Source organism: Aulosira sp. FACHB-615, from assembly GCF_014698045.1.
GTDB lineage: Bacteria > Cyanobacteriota > Cyanobacteriia > Cyanobacteriales > Nostocaceae > Nostoc_B.
Genome location: NZ_JACJSE010000016.1, coordinates 35,003 through 60,058 on the forward strand (window position 1 = coordinate 35,003; position 25,056 = coordinate 60,058).

General features: G+C 39.6%; 19 protein-coding genes. 15 read left to right on the forward strand and 4 right to left on the reverse strand.

All coding sequences use genetic code 11. The features are described 5' to 3' along the window. Positions 1-48 precede the first annotated feature (48 nt). On the forward strand, positions 49-1,290 hold the full coding sequence (trpB, locus tag H6G77_RS22300; RefSeq protein ID WP_190588635.1) for a tryptophan synthase subunit beta: 1,242 nt from the start codon (positions 49-51) through the stop codon (positions 1,288-1,290). A 112-nt stretch (positions 1,291-1,402) separates the two neighbouring features. On the opposite strand, the gene H6G77_RS22305 is transcribed toward trpB, so the two are convergent. Beyond that, positions 1,403-2,434, reverse strand: coding sequence for a zinc-binding dehydrogenase (locus H6G77_RS22305; RefSeq protein WP_190872768.1), 1,032 nt, complete (start codon positions 2,432-2,434; stop codon positions 1,403-1,405). A gap of 348 nt (positions 2,435-2,782) precedes the next feature. Between H6G77_RS22305 and H6G77_RS22310 the strand changes: the two genes are divergently transcribed. Beyond that, positions 2,783-3,214, forward strand: coding sequence for an NfeD family protein (locus H6G77_RS22310; RefSeq protein ID WP_190588637.1), 432 nt, complete (start codon positions 2,783-2,785; stop codon positions 3,212-3,214). Between the two features lie 59 nt (positions 3,215-3,273). Further along, the gene (locus H6G77_RS22315; RefSeq protein WP_190588638.1) at positions 3,274-4,272 is read left to right on the forward strand and encodes an SPFH domain-containing protein; all 999 of its coding nucleotides are present in this window, start codon (positions 3,274-3,276) and stop codon (positions 4,270-4,272) included. Between the two features lie 112 nt (positions 4,273-4,384). Here H6G77_RS22315 and H6G77_RS22320 read toward each other — a convergent pair whose 3' ends face one another. Continuing rightward, positions 4,385-4,771, reverse strand: a complete 387-nt coding sequence (locus H6G77_RS22320; protein ID WP_190588639.1) for a Fur family transcriptional regulator — start codon at positions 4,769-4,771, stop codon at positions 4,385-4,387. Positions 4,772-4,916: 145 nt separating this feature from the next. Here H6G77_RS22320 and purS point away from each other — a divergent pair, with 145 nt between their 5' ends. The 3 genes from purS (at position 4,917) to H6G77_RS22335 (ending at position 8,380) form a co-directional block, all read left to right on the forward strand. Next, entirely contained in the window at positions 4,917-5,195 is a 279-nt protein-coding gene (gene purS / locus H6G77_RS22325) for a phosphoribosylformylglycinamidine synthase subunit PurS (RefSeq protein WP_062297125.1), read from the forward strand. A 110-nt stretch (positions 5,196-5,305) separates the two neighbouring features. Continuing rightward, positions 5,306-5,983, forward strand: coding sequence for a phosphoribosylformylglycinamidine synthase subunit PurQ (gene purQ, locus H6G77_RS22330; protein ID WP_190671203.1), 678 nt, complete (start codon positions 5,306-5,308; stop codon positions 5,981-5,983). A gap of 441 nt (positions 5,984-6,424) precedes the next feature. Then, a complete protein-coding gene (locus H6G77_RS22335) occupies positions 6,425-8,380 on the forward strand; it encodes a type I restriction enzyme HsdR N-terminal domain-containing protein (protein ID WP_190872769.1) in 1,956 nt (651 codons plus the stop codon). Between the two features lie 96 nt (positions 8,381-8,476). Here H6G77_RS22335 and H6G77_RS22340 read toward each other — a convergent pair whose 3' ends face one another. Together H6G77_RS22340 and H6G77_RS22345 are read right to left on the reverse strand one after the other, a co-directional pair. Continuing rightward, positions 8,477-9,553, reverse strand: a complete 1,077-nt coding sequence (locus H6G77_RS22340; protein ID WP_190872770.1) for a glycosyl transferase — start codon at positions 9,551-9,553, stop codon at positions 8,477-8,479. A 57-nt stretch (positions 9,554-9,610) separates the two neighbouring features. Continuing rightward, entirely contained in the window at positions 9,611-10,798 is a 1,188-nt protein-coding gene (locus H6G77_RS22345) for an aminotransferase class V-fold PLP-dependent enzyme (protein ID WP_190872771.1), read from the reverse strand. A gap of 137 nt (positions 10,799-10,935) precedes the next feature. Here H6G77_RS22345 and H6G77_RS22350 point away from each other — a divergent pair, with 137 nt between their 5' ends. The 9 genes from H6G77_RS22350 (at position 10,936) to H6G77_RS22390 (ending at position 24,974) form a co-directional block, all read left to right on the forward strand. Further along, positions 10,936-12,432 carry a TM0106 family RecB-like putative nuclease gene (locus H6G77_RS22350; RefSeq protein WP_190872772.1) on the forward strand — a complete coding sequence of 499 codons (1,497 nt, stop codon included), beginning with the start codon at positions 10,936-10,938 and terminating at the stop codon, positions 12,430-12,432. A gap of 125 nt (positions 12,433-12,557) precedes the next feature. Further along, complete coding sequence (locus tag H6G77_RS22355) at positions 12,558-13,109, forward strand: hypothetical protein (protein WP_190588645.1); 552 nt, start codon at positions 12,558-12,560, stop codon at positions 13,107-13,109. A gap of 462 nt (positions 13,110-13,571) precedes the next feature. Continuing rightward, complete coding sequence (locus tag H6G77_RS22360; protein WP_190588646.1) at positions 13,572-14,213, forward strand: bifunctional 2-polyprenyl-6-hydroxyphenol methylase/3-demethylubiquinol 3-O-methyltransferase UbiG; 642 nt, start codon at positions 13,572-13,574, stop codon at positions 14,211-14,213. A 225-nt stretch (positions 14,214-14,438) separates the two neighbouring features. Further along, on the forward strand, positions 14,439-16,409 hold the full coding sequence (htpG, locus tag H6G77_RS22365; RefSeq protein WP_190588647.1) for a molecular chaperone HtpG: 1,971 nt from the start codon (positions 14,439-14,441) through the stop codon (positions 16,407-16,409). A 193-nt stretch (positions 16,410-16,602) separates the two neighbouring features. After that, positions 16,603-16,839 carry a 50S ribosomal protein L28 gene (rpmB, locus tag H6G77_RS22370; protein ID WP_190588648.1) on the forward strand — a complete coding sequence of 79 codons (237 nt, stop codon included), beginning with the start codon at positions 16,603-16,605 and terminating at the stop codon, positions 16,837-16,839. 900 nt (positions 16,840-17,739) lie between these two features. Further along, positions 17,740-22,428, forward strand: coding sequence for a hormogonium polysaccharide biosynthesis protein HpsA (hpsA, locus tag H6G77_RS22375; RefSeq protein WP_190872773.1), 4,689 nt, complete (start codon positions 17,740-17,742; stop codon positions 22,426-22,428). Positions 22,429-22,563: 135 nt separating this feature from the next. Further along, complete coding sequence (gene hpsB, locus H6G77_RS22380; protein WP_190588650.1) at positions 22,564-23,208, forward strand: hormogonium polysaccharide secretion pseudopilin HpsB; 645 nt, start codon at positions 22,564-22,566, stop codon at positions 23,206-23,208. A 62-nt stretch (positions 23,209-23,270) separates the two neighbouring features. Beyond that, positions 23,271-24,233: a hormogonium polysaccharide secretion pseudopilin HpsC gene (gene hpsC, locus H6G77_RS22385; protein WP_190588651.1), complete on the forward strand. Its 963-nt coding sequence runs from the start codon at positions 23,271-23,273 to the stop codon at positions 24,231-24,233. Positions 24,234-24,269: 36 nt separating this feature from the next. After that, positions 24,270-24,974 (forward strand): Tfp pilus assembly protein FimT/FimU, encoded by a 705-nt coding sequence (locus tag H6G77_RS22390; RefSeq protein ID WP_190872774.1) that lies wholly within the window; start codon positions 24,270-24,272, stop codon positions 24,972-24,974. Positions 24,975-25,056: the final 82 nt, after the last annotated feature.

Here is a 25,056-nt window from a genome sequence, read left to right on the forward strand (position 1 = left end):
AGACTCCTTATAATTAATGAAGTCTTTACTTGTCATCAAGATAATTCCGTGACTATTACTCCCCTCTCTCCAAATTCTTCCACAACTACTCAGGTTCCCGATACACAAGGACGCTTTGGACGCTTTGGCGGTAAGTACGTCCCGGAAACCCTGATGCCTGCTTTAGCTGAATTGGAAACAGCTTATCAGCAATATCGTCATGACCCAGAGTTTCAAGCAGAACTCCAACAACTGCTGCGGGATTATGTGGGACGCGCTACACCGTTGTATTTTGCCGAACGGCTGACTGCTCATTATGCCCGACCTGATGGTACAGGGGCGCAGATTTATTTAAAGCGGGAAGATTTAAATCACACTGGCGCACACAAAATTAATAATGCTTTGGGTCAAGTATTATTAGCCAAGCGTATGGGTAAGCAGCGAATTATTGCGGAAACCGGCGCTGGACAACATGGTGTTGCAACAGCCACAGTTTGCGCCCGATTTGGCTTGGAATGCGTGATTTACATGGGTGTTCATGATATGGAACGCCAAGCTTTGAACGTGTTTAGAATGCGGTTGATGGGAGCAGAAGTCCGTCCGGTGGAAGCTGGTACAGGTACTCTCAAGGATGCGACTTCGGAAGCAATTCGGGATTGGGTGACAAACGTTGAAACAACTCATTACATTCTTGGTTCTGTAGCCGGGCCGCATCCTTACCCAATGATGGTGCGGGATTTTCACGCAGTGATTGGTCAAGAAACTCGCGCTCAAGCTTTAGAAAAGTGGGGCGGTTTACCGGATATTCTCTTGGCTTGTGTGGGTGGTGGTTCCAATGCAATGGGGCTGTTTTATGAGTTTGTCAATGAACCATCTGTGCGGTTAATTGGGGTAGAAGCTGCTGGTGAAGGTGTGAATACAGAGAAACACGCCGCCACCTTGACAAAAGGTCGAGTTGGTGTACTACACGGAGCGATGAGCTATCTACTGCAAGATGAAGATGGACAAGTCACCGAGGCGCACTCAATTAGCGCGGGGTTAGATTATCCCGGTGTAGGGCCAGAACACAGTTATTTAAAAGATACGAATCGGGCAGAATATTACAGTGTGACAGATGCAGAAGCTTTGGCAGCATTTCAAAAACTGTCCCGCTTAGAAGGGATTATCCCAGCTTTGGAAACTTCTCATGCGATCGCCTATCTCGACACTCTCTGTCCCCAACTTAACGGCAGTCCCAGAATTATCATTAACTGTTCTGGACGCGGTGACAAAGATGTGCAAACCGTCGCTAAGTTTTTAATTCCACAGTAAAACTGTCAGAATAACACCTTGGGCGCGGTAAAACTTTTGTAATACTGAGTGTAGGGGAGCCATTGCTTTAGGTGGCTTCCCTACTCATTTTTATGGTCAATCATAGAAAAATTCAATTCTGGTTACAAACCATTGCAACTTTAATTACTTGACGCGCTTTCATGTCGTGAAAGACTTGTTCTAAATCTTTTAAAGGTCGGCTTTCACTTATGAGTAATTCTAAAGGTAGTTTTTGACTGGCTATCATTGCAAGTGCCGATCGCACATATTTCGGTGTGTTGTGAAATACGCCTTTTAATGTAAGTTCGCTGTAGTGCAATTGTTCTGTATTGACTGTAATTGTTGTATCTCGTAGACAGCCACCGAATAAGTTAACTGTTGCGCCAGGACGAGCGCAGGCGATCGCAGTTTCCCAGACACTAGGTACACCAGTGGCTTCAATCACCACATCTGCGCCCCAGCCTTGGGTAAGTTCTTTCACCACACCCGGAATATCAGAAATTTGATGATAGTTAAATGTTTGTGCTGCACCAAGCTTTTGACCGATTTCTAGCCTTTGGTCACTTCCTCCCCAGAGTAATACTTCAACAGTCTCAGCCAATGCCGCAACAAACATTAAGCCAATCGCCCCATCTCCCAAAATCACTACTTTATCTTTGGGTTTGATATGGGAACGAGCGACACCATGCAATACACAAGCTAATGGTTCAGTCATCGCCGCCAATGCAAAAGGTAATTCATCGGGCAGACGCAATAAATTATGCTGGACAATGGGTGCAGGAATTTTTAAGTATTCGGCAAATGTGCCATTATTCCAAGTTAAATTCGGGCATAAAGAATACTCTTGGCGTTGACAAAAAAAACATTCCATGCAAGGTGCAGAGTTATTGGCCACAACGCGATCGCCCACTCGCCAATTAACTACATCTGCGCCCACCGCAACAATTGTCCCTGCGGCTTCATGACCAAATAGCGTTGGTGGTTTCAACATCTTGGCATGACCACCACGCCGCCAAACTTTCAAATCTGTACCGCAAGTTGTCGCTGCACCCACTTGAATCACGATTTCACCGACTGCTGGTGTGGGGTCAGCTACTTGCTCTAACCGTAAATCTTCCTGACCATAAAGTAATGCTGCTAACAAGGCTTGTGACCTAATTCAAAAGCTCCACCTGATTTTATCAGGTAAATATTCAGAATTTATAAGGTGCGATCGCTCCACCACTCAACTCTTCAGTAATGCTACTCTGATTTAACTCAGCACTCAGCACTTTCAACTCAGCACTTTTTTAGTGAACTTCGATTACATTTAGATGTCAAAGCCTTGCTGCCTAGAATAGACTGGTTTTGTGTACCTCTGGCTACATCTTGTCATCGATGTTAATCACAATTAATTTTCACAAGACAAATTTAGTTTTCTGTAAAACACCGATTTCTCAGTGAATCTAATCTTAGAAATCTTTTTCGTAAATGTAGTTTCTAGGATGGCGCTATGCCAAGTTCTACTTTAATTTGGCTCCTAGCTGGCTCAGGTTTGTGTTTATTAGAACTGTTTTTACCGTCGGCTTTTGTCGCCTTCATGATGGGTATTAGTGCCTTTGCGGTGGCGCTACTTTCCCAATTTGGTTTGAGTTTATGGCTACAAGTAGCAATTTGGCTATTGCTGTCCACAATTTTAATAGTACTATCTCGGCGATATTTACAACCGCAACGACGCAAATCAAAAATTCAGGATGCCATTGTAGCGGAAACTTTAACAGAAATTCCGGCAGGCAAAACTGGACGAGTGCTATATGAAGGCAATTCTTGGCGGGCTAAATGTGATGATGACAAACTTGATATCGCTCCCCACCAACGTGTTTACGTAGTCAGAAGAGAAGGTACTACGTTAATTGTCATGCCAGAAAATTTGTTGCATTCATAATATGAAGTGTGAAGTATAAAGGTTAACAACTAAGAGATTTAATAACCAGGAGATTTACAGTGGAACAGTTTTTGTTATTGATTTTTTTAGCCCTTGGTGGTTCTACTTTGGCTGGTTCTGTAAAAGTGGTCAATCAAGGTAATGAAGCTTTGGTAGAAAGATTGGGTAGCTATAACAAAAAGCTCGAACCAGGACTGAATTTTGTTGTGCCTTTTTTAGATAAAATCGTTTACCAACAAACCATCCGCGAAAAGGTTTTAGATATTCCGCCACAAAAATGTATTACCCGTGACAACGTGGGTATTGAAGTAGATGCGGTGGTGTACTGGCGAATAGTTGATATGGAAAAAGCTTGGTACAAAGTTGAAAATCTTCAGTCAGCAATGACCAACTTAGTACTAACTCAAATTCGCTCAGAAATGGGACAACTAGAGTTAGATGAAACCTTTACCGCCCGTTCCCAAATTAATGAAATTTTATTGAGAGATTTAGATATTGCTACCGACCCTTGGGGGGTGAAAGTCACACGGGTAGAATTGCGAGATATTATTCCTTCCCAAGCAGTACGCGAATCAATGGAATTGCAAATGTCCGCCGAACGCCGCAGACGGGCTGCAATTTTAAATTCTGAAGGTGAACGGGAAGCCGCAGTTAATAGTGCTAGAGGTAAAGCAGAAGCCCAAATTCTCGATGCAGAAGCGCGGCAAAAATCATTAATTTTGCAGGCTGAAGCTGAACAAAAAGCCATTGTTCTGAAAGCCCAAGCCGAACGTCAACAACAAGTTCTCAAAGCCCAAGCCATTGCGGAATCAGCCGAAATCATCGCCCAAAAAATTAATTCTCAACCCAGCGCGAGTAAAGCTTTAGAAGTTCTGTTTGCGTTGGGTTATCTCGATATGGGCGCGACTATTGGTAAAAGCGATAGCAGCAAAGTCATGTTTATCGATCCCCGCACAATTCCGGCGGCTTTTGAGGGTATTCGCTCAATAGTGTCTGACACTAATGTAGATTCTAACGCTTGGCTGGGTAAGGAAATACCTGATGTGAATGGTCAATAGTCATTGGTCATTGGTCAATAGTCATTAGTCATTGGTGTTACTTTTCCCATCAGCTATTATGTTAACTGAGAACAGTGTCAGAGATTAGTAACAAATGACAAAGGACAAATGACTATTGACTAACCTGACACTGATCACACAAACCGAAAAATTCTAAGGTGTGGTAGAAAATTTTAAATTTGTGGCTTACTTGTAATTGGTCTTCCAGGTCGTGGACTGGACATTGATTAATAGGAATTGACATACCACATTGCAGACAGGTGAGGTGGTGTTTGTCCTGCTGTACTAAGCTATAGAGGGCTTCACCATTAGCTAAAGTTCGCACTTGCACCAAACCTTCAAGTTTTAAAGCTTCCAAGGAACGGTAAACTGTGGCTAAACCCATATTTTGATTGCGATTCCGCAATTCAATATAAATGTCTTGGGCGGAAATGCCTTGTTTGACGCTTTTCAGTAGGTTTAAAATCCGCTCTTGACTGCGGGTGCGTATGGCTCTCATAAGTAGTTGTGGATATTCGCCACTGTAGTGGAAGCTGTTATACTGGCTATCTAATAAATTAACTTTAACTGTTTCACAATCTTATTTTCACTCAGTTGGAACAGAAAGTTATAGTATAGCGATCGCAGCATTCAGCAAAAAAACTGTGCAACGGAAGTATTTAGCCAAAATTCATGTAACGCTTCGTCCTTCAGTCCTAGACCCTGCTGGTGTGGCTGTACAATCTGGTCTCAAGCAGATGGGATACGAAACAGTTGAAAACGTGCGGATTGGTAAGTACATAGAACTTACCATCATCTCTCAGGATGAGACTAAAGCACGGAGGGACTTAGATAACATTTGTGACCAAATGTTAGCCAATCCTGTAATTGAGAACTATCGATTTGACTTAATTGAGGTCGAAACGCAGACGGGAGTGTTTTAGAAGGTAAAAGGTAAAAGGTAAAAGTAAAAAGGACTAAATCTTCTGCCTTTTTACTTTTGCCTTTTTAATTTTTACTTGTCCATATCCAAATGACCAATGACACATAACAAATGACAAAATTCGGCGTTATTGTTTTTCCAGGGTCTAATTGCGATCGCGATGTGGCTTATGTCACCAGAGACTTGTTAGGTCAACCAACGCGCATGGTTTGGCATCAAGACACCGACATAGCTGATTTGGATGTAATTATCATTCCAGGAGGCTTTAGTTATGGTGATTATCTGCGCTGTGGTGCGATCGCTCGATTTTCGCCTGTGATGCAGCAGGTGATTGAACACGCGCAAAAGGGTAAGTTTGTCCTCGGTATTTGTAACGGGTTTCAGGTATTAACTGAAGCCAAGCTGTTACCTGGGGCATTAACGAGAAATCGGGATTTGCATTTTATTTGCGATCGCGTCCCGTTAAAAGTCGAAAATACAAATATTCCTTGGACACAAGCTTACACCAGTAAACAAACCATCACCCTACCCATTGCCCACGGAGAAGGGCGCTTTTATGCTGATAGAGCCACTTTATCGGCAATAGAAGACAATGGCCAGGTGGTATTCCGCTATGCAGGCGAGAACCCCAATGGTTCACTCAACAAGATTGCCGGGATTTGCAATCGCCAAGGCAATGTTTTGGGGATGATGCCACACCCAGAAAGGGCATCTGATAAGATGCTTGGTGATAGTGATGGATTAAGTTTATTTCAAGGATTGTTAGAAAAAGTCGCTGCTGTAGTTTAGGGTTGACTTTTTTGGAAACCATAGCAAATAATCCCGCTTCTCAATGAAGATGCTAGTTGATTTTGTTGTAGAGACGTTGTATACAATGTCTCTACTTCTCATTTATAGAATTGGTATCGGCACATAGCCCTCAGACTGAAGTCTGGGGCTATACAAACGAAACTCGCCTGCGCGGGTTTTTAGAAAGTCCGCGTAGGTGTTCACTGAGCTTGCGATGCCCTGAGCTTGTCGTTCGCGTAGTGTCTCCGGCAGGAGAAGGGTCGAAGTGCGGACTTTGTTTTTATAGCCACAAATTCTATTCGTCGGGGCTAAGTTCTTTCCTACTCCCTATTCCCCACTCCCCACTCCCTTTTTGTATCAACGCACATAGAATTTATCTAATATTTTTGGCAAAATCTAAAATCTCTGTGGCAACTGACAGAGTATTCGCAGGATTCTCTAATGTATATTCCTGACTCGCTGCAATTATTTATTAGGTGGATACAAGCATTTGATATTCGTGTTTTACAAACTGAAGGAGATGTCGAAAAAAAGTTTATTTTGCCAATATTTCAATATTTGGGTTATCCAGATTCATATCGGCAGAGTAAGTATAGTTTAACCAGTAATAATTCAGAGAACCCAGCCAAACAACTCAAAAATTCTCAAATTTATTTTGCTACCGATGATGTAGTTCAGCAAAATTCTGACACATCATTGATAATTATTATTTATTTAGCACCAAATACACAATATTTTTCTGAAGCTATTACCCAAGCTAAATTTTACAGCACTTATCTCAAACCTATATTTTTCATCATTACTAATGGATATAGTCTCAAAATATTCAAATATTTTCCTTACCATCGAGAAGAATTGATATTTGATGGGATAATTGATACATTGAGAAATAGTCAAGTTGCTGAAAATCTTTATTATCAGCTTAATTTTGATTTAGTTAGAAAAATTCCTAAAACTACAGTCAATAATTTTAAATCTCCTGAATTTAGCAGCATAGAAAAATATTTAAGACGACATCAAGAATTTAGCCATATTTTAGAAAAGGCTGAGTTTGAACCTTGTTTACTAAAAAAAGGTAATCACTTAACTGTTGTTAAACCAAAAGTGCTGATGGAGTGCAATTTACCACAGGCTTTTGGCAAAGGTGATTGTGTAATTCAATTTAGTAGCGTGATGCTGAGAGGGTTGAAAATTTCCCTCAACCATCAGCAAATTTTAGGTCAATTAATGACGGGACTCTACACTAAGCCTGAATGGGGTTGTCGTCGTTTTTTAAAACAACTAGATACAGATACTTTTGAAGCTTATTTAGGACAAACAACAGTCATTGTATCTGAGTTAGAAGCGGCAGATTTATGTTTATGTGTGGATGCTGTTTGTCAGGCGTATCAAAATAAAATTATTGAATTTGAGAATTATTTAGAAACCTGGGATTTTAAATTTGTTGAATTTCCCGATGTTAGAGGCTTTCATCTATTTTCTGTAGATGTAAAACTCTGGAAAATTATGCACAATTTTATTAAAAAATTTAATTACGCTCAAGGTAAATCAGAATGGCATGTATTTGACCAAGATAGTACTTCTATTCGCGTCAGTCGGGGAATTAGGGATCATGCTTTTATTGTGCCGCGTTTCAGTAATGCTTACTCGGCGTTATCTAATAATCAAGTTGATATATTGTACGAAATCAACGATAGTCACATCGCCACATTAGAAAGCAGTAACCTTAATTCTTGGCAAGAAGATATCGGGATAAGAGGTACATGGACAGCTAAGTATACAAAAACTTGGTTAATCGAAAAATATATTCCGCAAGTGATGAGTTATCACTCGCAAAAGTTTCAAGTTTTAGAATTTGACTTAGAGAAAAATATCTTAAATTACCCCAGTCAACATACAGCATTTAAAGAAATAAATGATGTTAAAGATTTTCTGCCTTATCTGCGAGATATCCAAGCATGGTTAAGAGCATATATTGTAAATATTGCCACTGGTTGTTTACAGCAATATTATCAAGTATTCACCGATTTAGTGAGGAATACCGATACTGCGATCGCAGGCTTGGATTATATCACAATGAACTTACAAAAAATAATCTGGAAACATCCCTCAGCCGAGATATCCAGACAAGAAATTTGGAATTTTAAAGATGTTATTTATTGTTTAGATAACCAAGTTGCTAAGATAAATAATTGTAAATATATCCCTACTTGGGAAGCAGATTTAATTACCAGAGTGTTGATTTGGATTATCGAAAATGGCAAAATTAATCACTCGCAAGGTCAATTAAATGTAGCCAAACAAGCATTATTACCACTATGGGAACAATGTCGCTTTGAAATGCGCCATATCTATCCTTATCGCACAAGCATTAATTCCGGAGGTAAATCAGTATAGAGATTTAAGGGTGTAAGGGTTGTGAACCTAAACCAGTCAAAATTCCCCCGTATCTACCTTCCCTTGTCTCCCTCGTCCCCTCATCTCATCAAAAGCCTACCTTATTCGCTCGATAATAGCCTGAGCGATCGCCTCATTTCCATCCTTGGCAATTTTTTGGCTTTGCTGTGGTGGTTGGGGTAATTCATGGAGGAAATTCCAATCACCTGTAAAAAATTCTGCGGGGGTGACAATTTGATGATGGTTGTAATTAGTAATTCCCTCTAAAAGATAACTGGCTTCGGCAAAATCATCGCGGGGAATTGTCACTAAAGGAACTTCTAAACCTGTCGCCTCAGAAAAAGTACCATAACCCGGTTTAGAAACTACCCGTCCACAAATTGGCATAAAATCTACAGGGCGATATTTATTATCATGAATTTTGACTAAATTTGTTGAATCTGGTGCAGATTTATCAAAGGTGATAAATTGCCAATCTGGGAAATTTTGCAAATTTGCGTAAGGTATTTGTTGTAAACCTAAGCCGCCAAATGTGAGTAAAATAGTTTTATCTTGTGGTGCAGTTATGCCCCAATTAGCGCGTAATTCATCGGCAGAATAACGTGGTGAACCACCTGTTAAACCCACATCGATGATATTTTCAAAAGCCGACATTGATTCATGAAAGGGTAAACGAAACAAGCGATCGCACTTAGAATAACACTCACTAATCCAATCTGCGATCGCTACAAATTCACCACCCCAATCTCTGTAGATCAAATCCCAACCAAAGTTACTCATCATCCAACAAGGAATACTTGCAGATTTGGCAAACAAAGGCGCAAGAAACGGAATATCAGCCAAAATTAAATCAACCCGATTCTGTCTGATAAAATTAACTTCCGATGCAATTAAAGAATTTTGCTGCTTTTTAATTTCTAATAATTTTGCTAAAGTTGCGTCTTTATCCATTGTCAAACTATCAGCTTGTATAACACCCAAATCAAAAGCGCGGGGACGATGGATAAAATCACCTTCGATATATGACTCCAGCAACCAACGCGGTGCGGTCGTCACCATAATTAAAAGTACATCAGGACACAACTCTTGAATAGTTGCCGCTACCGATGCTGTACGAGTAGCATGACCAAAACCGTGATTAGTTATAGCTACGTATAAGATGGGGCGTTTCATGGAAAAGTATGAAGTGTGAAGTATGAAGTATGAAATCTTAATTATTTAGTCGTTTGACTATTGACTAAATTTCTCTATTTGTTCGACTAACTCATCCATCTCTGACTCTAAAGTAAAGTAGTGAACGGTGGCGCGAACACAATCAGGTTTAGCAATTGTACGGGTAAATATCTTGTTATTTTCCAAAAACTGCACTAGTTTGAAACTAGTTTGAGAATCATGCTGGACAAATTGAAAGGAAACTAAACCGCTTTCCGGTGGGGAAGTTCGCAGACATTTAATTTGCGGTAAGGCTGATAATTTACGCCAGAGATATTCACTGTTACGACAAATTTGTTGATAACGTTCCTCGGCTGTACCCCATTTTTGATGCAGGGCGATCGCCTCTACCAATCCCGCATAAAATGAATAAGCCGATGTCCCGACTTCATATCTCCGTCCATCACGAAACAAATCTATCGGCTGTCCTTGACTATCTTTAATCACACCACGCCAACCAATAAATGTCGGCGCAAGTTTTTCTAAGGCTTCTGGTTTGACATATAACCCACCCACACCCGCCGGGCCACACCACCATTTATGCCCAGTAAACGCATAAAAATCTGCCCCCAATTGCGTTAAATTTAACGGCAATAAACCCACAGATTGGGCAGCATCTACTAATATTAAAGAACGGTTATCTTTGCATACTTCTATAATTCTGTCAAGGGGTAAAACTTGACCAGTATTCCAAAGGACGTGGCTGAGAATTACTAAGCGGGTATTAGGGCGTAAATTTTGGGCAATAACCGCCACAGGATCACCCGCATTTAAAGTTGCCATTAACGGACAGGTGGTAACTTCTACATGAAACCGTCGCCCAATTTCTTTAGCTGCGGCAATTACCCCTTGATGTTCACAGTCTGACAATAACAGATGGTCGCCTGGATGCCAATCAATACCCCACAAAGGAATATTACAGCCCACAGTCACATTTTCTGTCAGAGTGATAGTTTCAGGGGGGGCGTTGAGTTCCGTGGCGATCGCTTGTTTGATAGTTTGAATATAAGAACCTATCCAGCGTCCAACTTCATTACCAAAGGGGCCTAACTGCTGAATATGAGTTTCAGTTTGAATTATGGCTGCAATTGCCTGTTTGGGTAACGGCCCTTGTCCACCGTAGTTAAAATAAAGCTTATTAGCTAAAGCGGGAAATTGATCTCGATGGTGATGCAAGTCAGTTTGGATAGCAGAAACACTAGTCATGTGTCGAATCTCAATATTTTTACTCTCAACCCTTGGGGTAGGGGACAGCGACAAGTGAACAGAATAATTTCTGTAAACTGTAACCTGTAACCTTGATCTCAACCCCAAAAAGCCACAATTATTGTTAGCTTAAATTAATGTTGATTAATGCTGAACATTTACTACAATACCAACGCTGTAAACGCCGACCAATTTTAGATATTAATGCTGACAAAAGCCTGAGAGATGCACCGAATGACTTGTTGTCTAAATTGCAACAAGACAAAGTTATCTATCATCAAGGGATTTTGGCAGGGTTTGACTATGAAAAACCGCAATATCCGCAAGGAAATCGGGAAGCAGCCCAAGCCGCCACATTAGAATTAATGGAGCGTGGTGTTGAGTATATTTACCAGGGAGTACTGTTAAGCAATTATCAAGACTGGGTAGAAACCGCCAGCGAAAACTATACACTCCTCAGCCGTCCAGATTTACTGGTAAAACAGTCAGGAGAGTCTTGCTTTGGTGATTGGATGTATGTTCCTGCAAATATGGAACTTGGTAAACGTCCCAAACAAGAATATCAAGTTGTGTCAGCATTTCACGCCCAAGCCTTAGCCACAATTCAGGGAGTCACCCCTGATAAAGCTTGGTTAATCTTACGTACCAAAGACATTAGCTATCCCGTAGATTTGGCGAAATGGACACCCCAGATGTTGCAAATTCTAGAGGAGTTCATTGCAGCAATCAAATCACCAGAACCGCCAGAGATGTTTATTTCACGGCAAAAGTGTAATCTTTGCCACTGGCATAGTCAATGTTATGCGATCGCCCAAGCACAAAAACATCTTTCTTTATTACCAGGAGTCACACCCGTACGTTACGCCCAACTCCAAGCCCTTTCCCTCACCACCCTAGAATCTTTAGCCAATACAAATCCCGCTATCTTAGAAGACTTACCAGGGTTTGATAGCGTAGTAGCAACTAAGTTAACTATTCAAGCCCAAGCGGTTATTGAACAACGTCCGTTAATTTTACCAAGTTCCTTACCGCCAGCAGAACTGACCTTTACTGCTCCTATAGAACTGTATTTTGATATTGAAGCCCAGCCCGACTTAGATTTAGATTACCTGTTAGGCGTTTTAGTTGTTGATAGACAAAATAATACACAACAATTTCATTCTTTTTTAGCGGAAAATCCAGAAGATGAAGAATTAGTTTGGCGACAATTTATTAACTTAGTTTGGCAATATCCCGATGCCCCAATTTATCATTTTTGTGTTTACGAATTTGACACAGTTAAAAGATTAGCCAAGCTATATCACACACCAAAATCTTTAGTTAATCCTGTTTTAAATAGATTTGTAGATGTCTACGAACAATTAATTCAAAGTGTGGCCTTACCTGTAGAAAGTTATGCCCTGAAAGTAATTGCGCGATGGTTAGGCTTTGAATGGCGCGATAAAGAAGCCAGTGGCGCTAAATGTATCTACTGGTATGATCAATGGTTAGAAACAGGCGATCGCTCTTTCTTAGAAATTATCCAACGCTACAACGAAGACGACTGTCACGCAACTCGCAGTGTCAAAGATTGGCTAGTAAATTTTTTTCAGAATGAATGCAGCATCATTCAAGAATCAGAAGTCAGTTTGTAAATCTATTCCAAAAATTTGTTTACTCAACAAAACCTCTATCCCCCTTGTCTTACTTATCCTCCTTGTTACCATTCTGAATAATAAGATATTTTTTTTGATTATGACGTTAGGGAGAGAGATATTCCATGATCGCTTACATTGTTTGCGAAGGAGCTTCCGACGTTGAATTACTTCAACGTGTTCTGCCAAAAGAACTACTGAATAACATTGAAATTGTTGCTGCTGGTGGATTATCTGCGATTAAATCACTGGCGCGTTCTTTAGTTGTTCGCCGACAAGTACCAATCGCTATTGTCGCTGATGCGGATTCAGTAGCTCCAGAGGTGGTTCAGGAACGTCTCAGTAGTATTGAAGAGATAGTGAAAAGTGTAGCTATTGATACGCAAGTTAAAGTTATTCTGGCTGTTCCCTCAATAGAAATTATCTTTTTCCAAGATAGAAGTCTATTGTCTCGCTTGCTAGGATATGAACCATCTCCAGAAATGCTAAGTTTGGCAACTTCTCAACCCAATAAAGTTCTAAAACAACTTCTATCTCAGTCTCAAAGAGACTATAGCCAATCTTCGATTACCCAGCAATTGACAAATGATGATCTGAAAATTTTACGCCAGAATTCAGTAATTCAAGAAGTGATTCATTTTCTTCAATCTGTACAACAAACAGCTACAGTTCTATAAACCATCCTGTTGTAGTACAAGTACTGATTGGTAAATTATCTCGCAGGCGATCGCTCTTTCTTATAAATCATCCAACGCTACAACGAAGACGACTGTCACGCAACTCGCAGCGTCAAAGACTGGCTAGTAAATTTTTTTCAAAATGAAATAGTTGTGAACCCACTTATCCTTTACAGCGTTTTTCATCTCCATTAGGTACATTCATCTAGCCCCTAGTACAGGTCGGCGTAAATAAACAGACCATAAGAAATTGCTAAAAGGCTTGTGGTATCGTTATTCTTTCTTTTTACTTTTGCCTTTTTACTTTTGCCTTGTTGTACTAGCCTCTAGTCCCTAGCCTCTGTTCCCTATCTACGTGTACTGCACTCAACTGAGAAACGCTATAAACTGTTACTTAAAGTGATTTTGTGGGAAAACTTGAATCATATACTCCCTAAACCTAGATAAAACAGGTAATTTTTTATGCAGCTAATTACATCATTAGACCTAAAAAATTCAGAATATTTATCGAAAGACAGATTCATCAGTTATCACCATCAGTTGCGATTGATATTTTCCCTTGGTAAAAAAGTTAACCATATTTTAGAAATAGGAATTTACAATTCCTTATTAACCGAAATACTCAAGCGCAATGGTTATGAAGTAACTACAGCAGATATTGACCCTCATCTCAACCCAGATATAACTTTAGATTTAGCACAAGATTTTGCATTACCAAAAGATAAATTTGATGTTATTGTGCTATTTCAAGTCTTAGAACACCTACCTTATGAACAGTCAGAAAAAGCTTTACAAAAACTGGCAGCAGCCACAAAGAAATATTTGGTAATTTCGCTTCCTTATAATAGCCTATATTTAGCATTACAATTAAGAGTCTCCGACATACCCAGACCAAGATATCTATCACTTAAAATTCCCAAATTCTGGAGTACAAAACCCATATCTGATCAGCATTACTGGGAAGTAGGGTTAAAAGGCTATCCCCAAAAGCGGATTTTAAAATCAATTACTAATGCAGGGTTAAAGGTAAAACAAGAATTTACCGATCCTGTGAATCCTTATCACTATTTTTTAGTCTTGGAAAAAACCACCGAAAACAATTAAGGTTGTTCACTCAGTATCATACTTTCTCAAAGGTAGGGAAATCCGCATCATAGCTTGGGGGCAAACAAGCCTCGAACAAAGTGCGATCGCTTAAGCTATGCTTTTAAAATCCTAATTGGTATCATGGCTGGCTGTACTATCTGGATTTACCTCTAATTGCAGTAGACCAAGGTGTATGCGCCATAACCTGAAAATTTCAGATACTATCATCCAAAACTACCAATCATGCTAGAACAAGGCACTATCAGTATTCATACTGAGAATATTTTCCCGATTATCAAGAAGTCCCTTTACTCAGATCATCAAATTTTCCTGCGGGAATTAGTCTCCAATGCCGTAGACGCGATCCAAAAGCTGAAAATGGTATCCCGCGCCGGAGAATACAATGGTGATGTAGACGAACCAGAAATTCTAATTGCTATTGACAAAGATAAAAAAACGCTATCCATTACCGATAATGGTATTGGGATGACCGCAGAGGAAGTCAAAAAATATATTAACCAAGTTGCTTTTTCCAGTGCGGAAGAATTTATCCACAAATATGAAGGGAAAGCAGACCAACCAATTATCGGTCATTTCGGGTTAGGTTTCTACTCTTCGTTTATGGTGGCACAAAAAGTAGAAATTGATACCCTATCTTATAAAGAAGGTTCACAAGCAGTTCACTGGATTTGCGATGGTTCACCAGAATTTACTTTAGATGACTCTTCCCGCACTACTCGCGGTACTACCATCACCCTCACCTTAATGCCAGATGAGGAAGATTATCTAGAAGCTGCACGTATTAAGAATCTTGTCAAGACTTATTGCGACTTCATGCCAGTACCCATCAAATTGGATGGTGAAGTATTAAATAGACAAAAAGCGCCTTGGCGAGATTCTCCCAACAGTTTAACCAAAGAAGATTATTTAGAGTTTTATCGCTATCTTTATCCTTTCCAAGAAGAACCGTTGCTGTGGGTGCATCTGAATACAGATTATCCGTTTATTATCAACGGTATTTTGTATTTCCCTAAAATGCGCCCAGATGTGGATGTGACAAAAGGGCAAATCAAGTTATTCTGCAATCAAGTTTTCGTCAGCGACAACTGTGACGAAATCATTCCGCAATTCTTAATGCCAATGCGGGGTGTCATTGATAGCACCGATATTCCGTTGAACGTTTCCCGCAGTGCGCTACAAGGCGATCGCACCGTCCGCAAAATCGGCGATTACATAGCCAAAAAAGTAGGCGATCGCCTCAAAGAACTGTACCGTGATGACCGTGAGCAGTACATTAATGCTTGGAAGGATCTCGGCACTTTCGTCAAGTTTGGCACTCTCAACGACGAAAAATTCAAAAAACAAGTCGAAGATATTATCATCTTCCGCAGCACTGCCAAATTTGACCAAACAGCCACTGAAACTCCCGCCGTTGAAGTACAGTCTCAAGAAGGTGACGTTTGGCAAGATGTCAGCCCTGCCAAATCTAGCACCTCTCCCTACACCACCATCAAAGAATACTTAGAACGCAACAAAGAACGCCACGAAAACCGCGTTTTCTACAGTACCGATGAAGCCAGCCAAGCCACATACATAGAATTACATAAAAATCAAGGCTTGGAAGTTCTATTTATGGACTCCTTCATTGATACTCACTTCATTAACTTCTTGGAACGAGAATATAATGATGTCAAATTTTCCCGTGTAGACTCCGACTTAGATAATACACTGCTAGAACAAGACAAATCTGGCGAAATCGTTGACCCCAAAACCAATAAAACCAAGAGTGAAGTCATCAAAGAACTCTTTGAAAAAGCTCTCAACAAACCCAAAGTTAACATTCGCACCGAAGCTTTAAAATCTGAAGATCCTCAAGGCACACCCCCAGCAATGGTACTCTTACCAGAAATTCTTCGCCGCTTGCGAGAAATGAACGCTATGATGCAGCAGCAAAACGCAGAATTTCCTGAAGACCATATCTTACTGGTCAACACTGCCCATCCCCTAATTCAAAATTTGGCAAATCTCAACCAAGGTAGCATCATTCAAGATGGTGCAGAGTCCCCGACAGGTCAGCTAGTCAATATGATTTGTCAACACGTTTATGATTTAGCACTGATGTCTCAAAAAGGATTTGACGCAGAAGGAATGAAATCTTTTGTCGAGCGTTCTAACGATGTACTCACCAAACTAACAGAACAAGTCAGTAAATAGTGCTGTTAGCACCAGGCTGACACAGAAAAGTTGCCTGTTGAAATGGGTGTAAGGGTTTTGAACACCTACACCCCCCACACTCCCCACTCATGCGTGAGAAATTCGGGTTTAATCACGTAGTCCTACTACTCACTCTCCCGATTCTGTTTCCGAAGCCCTAAAATAGAAAGGTTGTATTAAAATCCAAATTCCTATGTCTCGTCGCTGTCAACTAACTGGTAAAAAAGCAAATAACGCTTTTGCAATTTCTCACTCCCATCGCCGTACAAAGCGTCTTCAACAAGTCAACCTCCAAACCAAGCGCGTTTGGTGGCCAGGCGGAAATCGTTGGGTCAAACTGAAAATATCTACCAAAGCTATCAAAACCTTAGAAATCAAAGGTTTAGAAGCAATGGCTAAAGAAGCAGGTATTAACCTGAACCATTACTAAATTATCAAGCAAAGCAAATTCAACGAGATGGTATTTGTGTACAAGAAGTACATAAATACCTAGTTTGAAATTATCAAAATAGAATTCAGGAGTCAGTCGCTAGAATTCAGAACTGAATCCTGTGCGAGTGTTGGCTGAATAAAAGGTTTAAAACTCCCACAAAATTCTTAATTTGCTGCTTCTCACTGTTGTTGGTGCTTCGCCACATACTTTTGTTCTGGCTTCTGAATTCTTCTGCAATTTTGGTAATTACAAGGATAAGCGAGATATTCGTTGAAATTACTGCCACACAATGTATCAATAGCCAAAAAAATCCTAATTATTGATGCTATTAACCTCCCTGTAAACGGGAGGTTTTTAATTAATTAGGACTTACGCATAAAAACGAAAAATCAAGAGTTTTGACGATGGTATAAGGGTGTAGGAGTGTATGTATCTACAACCCTTACACCCAACACCCTTTCACCCCTGTACCCAATCTCCACAGACAATCTTTGTGCGTACGTCCTGTAACTCATACTTTTTATCTTCAATTGATATTTTTTCTTCTCCAGTTGGGTAGCCTAAGTTTATCTTGTCAAACATACCTTCATAAAGTTGTCAGCAAATGCAGTACACATCTTTAAAGTTAAGATGAAGCCTACGTATTTTATCCCAGATCAGCAACAAATTCATTGAGGTGGAAAAATCAGTATTTTCCAGAAAATATAAAAAGTTTAGCAATGGTATAACTTAAAAATCATTGTCTGGTGTTTTACTGTGTTGAGATATTAACTCAACAGGTTAAGCAAGAATTAGCATCAATAAAAAAATTATTTAACCTGAAGAATCACTCAACAGGTAAATTTCACAATTGCCCAAAAATCAACTAGCATCAAACCACTTGACAGGAAAGCAGCTATGTCTTTAAAACGCCAGCTAGTCAAGACTATCAAAATCATCTCCAAAAAACTTAGTAAGTACTCTTTATTCACAATAAAAAAACAGATTAATTGGCTGCTGCGGACTTTATTCCTCAGCAGGAGAAGACGAGAATCTGTAAATGCTGGTTTTGTGTTGCCAACAGTAGCTATGGTTGCACTGGTGGTTGTTTTATTGACTACCGCCATTTTATTTAGGTCTTTTGAAAGAGCTAAAAATGCTAGTAACGTGCGAGTTAATGAAGTTGTGCTACAAGCTGCAACTCCCGCCTTGGAGCGTGCTAAAGCAAAACTTAATGCACTATTCACCGACCCTACATTACCAAGAGCAGTACCATCTGACGCAACCCTTTATAAAACCTTAGTGACTAAACTAAGTAACTACACATTAGGTGACGAAACTTCAGTAACATTAGGATATGACATAGATGGAGATAAAACTATCGAAGCTCCCACTGATGGAGCTTTAGAATCTAAGGAAGTACTAGAAACAGCGTGGAAATTCCCTGTAGATACTGATAATGATGGTAAATTTGATAGCTTTACTCTCTATGGTGTTTACTTTCGTAATCCTGCTTACATCGGTAGTGATCCTGAGCGGAAACGTAGTCCTCTTGAGGCCAGAACTGCTCCAGTATTAGGGAAAGTGTGTGATTCTGGCAGCACTAGTGCAAGCTTAGTTGGTAGTTCTAGTTGGTATAAAGTCATCACTGGGGAATTGAAGAAGAGCTTTTTTATCTACGCCGCTACAGTTCCTATCACGGATATTAGTACTTTTGACACGACTATTCAGAGTAAATATAAAGCTTACAAAGGTAACTTGGGCTTTTCAGCTATAGAATTGCAACAAGATCGCAAACAACTACCACTGACTAACAATGCCGTAGTTTATGAAGATGATTTAGAAATTACACCAGGCCCTGCTTTAAATTTGAATGGACGGATTTTTACTAATAGTAATTTCTTTAACAGACAAGCTACAGGTAGTGGTACTGGCCCTATTAAATTCTATCAAGTCAGCAGTGCAGAGTCTTGCTACTACGATCGCGAAAATGGCAAAATAATTATTGGTGGTAACGTAGCGACAAATACTGCCATAGCTGAGAACTACGATAAAATCGACAGTAGCACCGTAGATTTATTCAAGGAAAATTCTACTCCTACCAATACAAAGCTAACAGTAGAAACAAATCAATCTACTAATAACTTACCCAACGAAGTTGCCTACAACAGCCAAGCTTACGCAGAACGCATTGATTTCTTGGTCAAAGCTCAATTCAGTCGGGATAAAGGTAATGATCCGCAGGTAGTCAAGGATAACGTCTATAATCGCATAACCAAAGACCCTGGCTTAGACACAGATAAAGTCAGAAAAGAAGAATTAGAAGTCTACTTCCGTCAGCGTACTAGGCGTGTGCCATTCAAGGAAGTTCCTTTTGGTACATCTGGACTCACTAAAACTGGTACTACTTTATATACATCTAGTGAAGTTCTACAAGGTGATAATGATTCGCTACGGCCGCTAGATGCTTGGGTATACCCCACGGATACAAACACTCAGTTAACCATAGATAAATCCCAGTTACCAGCCACTGATCCAGAAACTGTTGACCAGAATCCTGTTACAGAAGTACTAATAGGCGATCGCATTCTTGTCGGTAACAACCTACCTGAATTGCGATGGAATAGCACTCGCCAGGAATTTGTTGGTGAAGATGTTACAGAAGAAATTTCTGGAGAAAAATGGAAACAAAAAGATGGTAAAACCGATAGCGACAAAACACGCACCCGTACAACCCGCGTCAGACAGTTAGCAGACCTTGGTGTTACAGGACGGGACGGCTATTGGGAAACATCAGCTGCTAGTATTCGTGCTGATGCAGTAGATGTAGTTGGTGGTTTGCGAATAATTACAGGTGCAGGAGTATACAGCCCAGCAGGTTCTAATTTACCAGCACCGCCCACAGCTACTGATAATCCTAATACAACGGAAAAAGAAAACAACGCACCAGTTGTATGGCCTGATACCATGCCAATGGTAGTACCAGATCCTAGTGACCCCACCAATCCTAGCAAACAAACTCGTGGTCATTTGGTCATGCGTGCTACGGCAGTTTATCACTACAATAAAGACCCTTACGATCCAAAAACTGGTGATAACTATCAAAAGCCAATTGCTTGCGTTAGTAGCTACTACAACCCTACAAATTTAACCACTGCAACAACTGATGGTTATGACCCTAATGACGCAACTAAGATAGACAAATCTAATAATGGCTTTAGTTATGAGGTTTCTAAGACATCATCTGCCGATATTACCAGAGGGCTAACTACAGATGCCAATGGGTTATTTAGCACTTCTGCTACTGCTGCTGATGTAGCTAAAAAAACTGTTGGTTTGGCAGAACGCTTGAAGTATCAAGCTAACTTGGTATTCCCTAATGGACAATTTGTTAATCCCCTCTTGCGTCAGGCTTTGAAAAAAGCAACATCTAAACCCCTCAGCCTGTCAGAGCAAGCAGCCATTGATTCTACCATTTGTGCCTTAGAAATTGCTGATGGTACTCTTACGCGGAATGCAACTTTAGTTCCTAATGATGCGATTAAAGAAACAGCCTTTCTTGACGCTAGGCAAATCAAAAGCATAGATAAACTGACACCAGCAACGGGACAATATGACCTGGAAATGGAACAACGTCAGCCTTTAGAAATTCGTGCCACTAAAATTGATCTAGATATACTTCGTAAGCAAGCAATTACTGATACCTGGTCTGATGAATACCTGTTGCCTAATAGTGGCGTTATTTATGCTACCCGTGATGATGCTAAAGCCGATAGCAGCGATTCAAGTGCTAACGTCAGTGCCACCGACTATAAACTTGATCCCAACCGCCGCCCCAACGCCATTATGTTGGTTAATGGCGCAGATTTAAGTCGAAAAACAGATTACAGAGCAGAAGAAAAAGGCTTAATTCTCACTACAGATTTACCAGTTTATATTCAGGGTGAGTTTAATAAACACGAACACGAAGAATTTACTGACTATACCCTGAGTTCTAGCGATTACTGGAGTAATTTTTATAAACGTAAATCAACGAATACCAACTTCGCTTGCCGTCCTAACGATCCGAGATTACCTAAATGTGATAAAGGTGAAAAATGGCGACCTGCTTCTGTTTTAGCTGACGCTGTTACTTTATTGTCAAGCAACTTTAAGGAAGGGTATCGCAGCGATGGTGACTTTGATTTGAGAAACAACCGCACCGATACTAGTGATGCAGCCACAGTCAAAAACAATCGTCTGAAAAGTGGTTTTTGGGACAACAACTTTGTTACTTCCCGCAATTTCACAGATACTCTTTATTCAAGTAGTAATACTGCTGCTGGTGCTAACAGTTCCTACTTCAATAATTTCGTCACTCCTATTCAGCGCCGTGTTAACTTTCCAGAGTACGTCATGGAGATGTGTTTTAAGTTAGATGTTGCTGAATGTAGTGCAACTGATTGGTATATCGGTTTAGATGCAGATACAACTAAAAAATCTAGTGATGTAGTCGGTCAAGATGTTGGAAAACTAATAGCTGGAACAACCGCAAAAGCAGCAAAAATAATCGACCAGGGAAAATCAACAGAAAAAGATTATACAAAATTTCCTCGTCGAGTTGCATTCAAACGAGATTCGAGTGGTAGGTTACTTGATGTAGATAACAACATAATCAATCCAACAGCAATTACTAAACCTCCTGTCGCTTTAGGAATTGTATCAGGTAAAGTTGATGCTTCAGGATCTGTACCTAACGCAACAGATAATGCTCTCTGGTTTACAACTGTAGAGAAAAATCAGAATGCCAACCCGCCACTATTAACGAGAAAGTACTACAACAAAGAAACTCGCCTATTCTACAGATTCGCAACTGGTGCTACATCAACTGATCAACCGATTTTAGAGCCAATTTTGCAAATCAACGTACCTAAAGCCACCCCTTCAGACGAAAAAGACTACGGCAAAATAACTGACTTAGGTACAGAAAGTGAGCGTGTCAAGAATACTAAGTGGTTGCCTAAAGCTACAGAAACTACATTTAACTTGGTAATTGCTGCTGGTGATACCCCAATTCGTGTTGGCAACACTACTAATCCTTACTATGAAATTAATGGAGGCTTACATAACTTTCCTCGCTTTTTAGAGAACTGGGATGACGTTAAAGCTAATATTCTTGGTTCATTTATCCAGTTTAAACGTAGTATTTACGCTACGGCTCCTTTCCAAGTATTTGTAAGGCCATCTCCAAGCGGCAACGCTGTTGCCAACAGTTTATTTTCAGAACGTCAGAATAGCTACTATCACTCAGACAGTGCGGGTATAGGACTAGCACCTTATTACATGCCACCTTTACGTAACTGGGGTTTTGATGTAGGACTCTTATCACAAACTCCAGACTTGTTTGCCCAACGCTTTGTAATTCCCACCACTGACCCACCAGATGAATACTATCGAGAAGTGTCACGGGATGATCCTTGGGTGCAAGCTCTGTTATGTGCAGTTCAGGACACAACGACAAAAGACGGATTCGGTACTGGATTTGAGATACAAATAGAATCCAGTAAGAAAAAGAGTACTAAATATGCTCTACCAAAAAATCAACGTCCTAGCCAGTGTCAAAATTAAACCCGATTAAAAAGAATCGGTAGCAATTACTCTCCCAGCTTATTTGTAATAAATACACTGGGAGAGGACAAATTAAATAACTCAAAAGCAAATTTAATCATGAGTTGAAGTCAAAAATTAGCTGAATTGGTAACTATGAAATCACATCAATTACTACGATTATTTACTTATTCAGACGAGTCTGGTTTTACCATTATTGAATCACTAGTAGCTCTACTTGTAGCCGCAATTTTGTTAACTGCCATTGCACCAGTATTAGTTATGTCTACAGCGACTCGCCTACAAAGCAGACGTGTAGAACTAGCAACTCAAGCTGCAAAAACATACATAGATGGTGTTCAAGCTAGAACCATAGATCCTCCAGCAGAGACAAATACAACACCATCTGGTGTTCCCACAGCAGGAAGCCTTACCTGTGATGCAAATAAATACTGTATTGTACCTGCAACACCAGCCAACAATTTATTTTGTATAGATGGCAATACTGATGGCAAATGTACGAGTGATAACAGCCGGGATTTTGTAATTCAAGCATTTCGTTATAACAAAGCAACAACCGATGCAACAGCAGGATATCAACTAGAAATAAGGGTTTACAGAGCAGATGGCTTTCGAGACAGTAGTGCTTTGGGAAAAAATGCCCCCAATAAGGTAACACAAAAGACAGTTGCAGAAGGATTAGGCGATCGCAAAGCACCATTACTAGAAATAACCACTGATGTTGTTACAGGGCAACCTTCATACAACAATTTATGTCTTCGCATTGGTGGTTGTAGTTAAAAATTCATGGTTCTAGATAAATTCCAGTAACCAAAATATTTTATTTCGGAGGTACCATTACAATGAACGTATTGCAGTGGCTTTTAAAAAAACAATTCAATTATTTTTATAAACAATCAACAAATGATGGTTTTACATTAATTGAACTTTTAGTCGCTATGCTATTAGCAGTGTTAGTTATTACTCCTTTGATGGGGGTAATGATAAGTATGTTAGAAACAGATCGCAGAGAACAAGCTAAAGCAAACTCTGAGCAAGAAATTCAAGCCGCCACTGATTATATTGCACGCGATCTACAACAAGCTATTTACATTTATGATGCTACAGGAGTTGACGCTATTAAAAGTCAATTACCTACAGTCACAAATGGAATCCCTGTATTAGTATTTTGGAAACGTGAAATTTCCAAAGATGCGGTAGTTACAAAACTCAAAGACAAGACATTTTATGATGATGCTTTTGTTAACTCTTTAGTTGCTTACTATTTAATTCAAGACAAGGCAAAGCCTTGGTCTAAGGCTGCTAGAATTGCTAGATTTCAGATTAAAGATGGTGTACTTAATAAAAATGGTAGCAAGTGTACTAAAGCTTATGATACAACTAGCATCTTTAGTCAATGTCCTGATGATGGATTTCAAGTATTAAATCTTTCTCAAAAAGATAAAACTTTAGCAGAAAAAATGAATAGTTGGACTAAAACATCACAAGCATATACCCAAAAACCTATAGTTTTGATAGATTTTGTTGATCAAAGTGCTACTACAAATAATAAGGAAGTACCAAGTGCAAGTTGTCCATCTAATATGGTAGTAGTTCCAACCGGTATAACAATGACAGGTTTTTATGCTTGTGTTACTTCTTTGACTGAAGAAAATCGCAGTATTGCTGAAATTTACTTACGTGGAAATGCACTAGCTCGACTGACTGATGATGAAAGCAAAATAATTTACTCTAAGGCACAAAATGTTTATTTTCCCACAACTAAAATTCGTGTAGAAGGACGCAGTTTTATATTTAGTAAATAAATATCTAATTTCTGTAAAATTCTGTAATTTTGAACTATGAAAAGCAAGAAAAATACCGATGTTTTAATGTCAAACCTAGGCTTTTCCCTGGCACATGAATTTATCCAAATCAAAAAACTTAACTATAACCATAATGAAGCAACTACAAGTGATGATGGTTTTTCACTTATAGAAATAATCGTAGTCTTTCTAATGATTGGTATTTTAGCAGCGATCGCCCTTCCTAGCTGGTTTAGTTTTGTTAACCGACAGCAGGTAAATAAAGCCAATGATGCTGTTTTAGCAGCAATACAAGAAGCACAGCAACAAGCTAAACAGAAAAAACTAAGTTACAGTGTCAGCTTTCAGAAAAATAGCACAACCAAAGTTATAGAAGTTGCTATTTATCGCACGAAAAAAGATGATGGTACTGATTTCAAGTCTAGTGAAATTGCATGGAAGCCTTTATTAGCAGAATTAAATGTTGCTTCTAATAAATTTTTACTTGGTTCAAATCTTACTAGTGAAAACACTGCTGGTTCTTCCGTCTCATATAGTTTAACTGCACCTACAAAAATTACCTTTGACTATATGGGGACTTTGACTTTACCTACAAACTTTGGTACACCACCAACAGGTTCTACAGAACCACCCGGATTAAAAATTGTCGTTGCTGCATCTAACAATACTATAAAGCGATGTGTGATAGTAAAAAGCATTTTAGGCTCAACTCTCAAAGTCAGAGATAGTGAGTGTAATTAAAATTTAGCAAAAAAATCCATAAAAATACGGTACATATAACTACGTTTTGATAGCAAAATTGTAATATCAGGTACAGATTACC

Excerpts from the sequence above, each read along its gene's own strand:
- H6G77_RS22310 (WP_190588637.1), top strand. The coding sequence starts at position 2,783 with ATGCCAAGTTCTACTTTAATTTGGCTCCTAGCTGGCTCAGGTTTGTGT.
- H6G77_RS22320 (WP_190588639.1), bottom strand. The coding sequence starts at position 4,771 with ATGAGAGCCATACGCACCCGCAGTCAAGAGCGGATTTTAAACCTACTG.
- purQ (WP_190671203.1), top strand. The coding sequence starts at position 5,306 with ATGACAAAATTCGGCGTTATTGTTTTTCCAGGGTCTAATTGCGATCGC.
- H6G77_RS22335 (WP_190872769.1), top strand. The coding sequence starts at position 6,425 with ATGTATATTCCTGACTCGCTGCAATTATTTATTAGGTGGATACAAGCA.
- H6G77_RS22340 (WP_190872770.1), bottom strand. The coding sequence starts at position 9,553 with ATGAAACGCCCCATCTTATACGTAGCTATAACTAATCACGGTTTTGGT.
- H6G77_RS22345 (WP_190872771.1), bottom strand. The coding sequence starts at position 10,798 with ATGACTAGTGTTTCTGCTATCCAAACTGACTTGCATCACCATCGAGAT.
- H6G77_RS22350 (WP_190872772.1), top strand. The coding sequence starts at position 10,936 with ATGTTGATTAATGCTGAACATTTACTACAATACCAACGCTGTAAACGC.
- H6G77_RS22355 (WP_190588645.1), top strand. The coding sequence starts at position 12,558 with ATGATCGCTTACATTGTTTGCGAAGGAGCTTCCGACGTTGAATTACTT.
- H6G77_RS22360 (WP_190588646.1), top strand. The coding sequence starts at position 13,572 with ATGCAGCTAATTACATCATTAGACCTAAAAAATTCAGAATATTTATCG.
- htpG (WP_190588647.1), top strand. The coding sequence starts at position 14,439 with ATGCTAGAACAAGGCACTATCAGTATTCATACTGAGAATATTTTCCCG.
- rpmB (WP_190588648.1), top strand. The coding sequence starts at position 16,603 with ATGTCTCGTCGCTGTCAACTAACTGGTAAAAAAGCAAATAACGCTTTT.
- hpsA (WP_190872773.1), top strand. The coding sequence starts at position 17,740 with ATGTCTTTAAAACGCCAGCTAGTCAAGACTATCAAAATCATCTCCAAA.
- hpsB (WP_190588650.1), top strand. The coding sequence starts at position 22,564 with ATGAAATCACATCAATTACTACGATTATTTACTTATTCAGACGAGTCT.
- hpsC (WP_190588651.1), top strand. The coding sequence starts at position 23,271 with ATGAACGTATTGCAGTGGCTTTTAAAAAAACAATTCAATTATTTTTAT.
- H6G77_RS22390 (WP_190872774.1), top strand. The coding sequence starts at position 24,270 with ATGAAAAGCAAGAAAAATACCGATGTTTTAATGTCAAACCTAGGCTTT.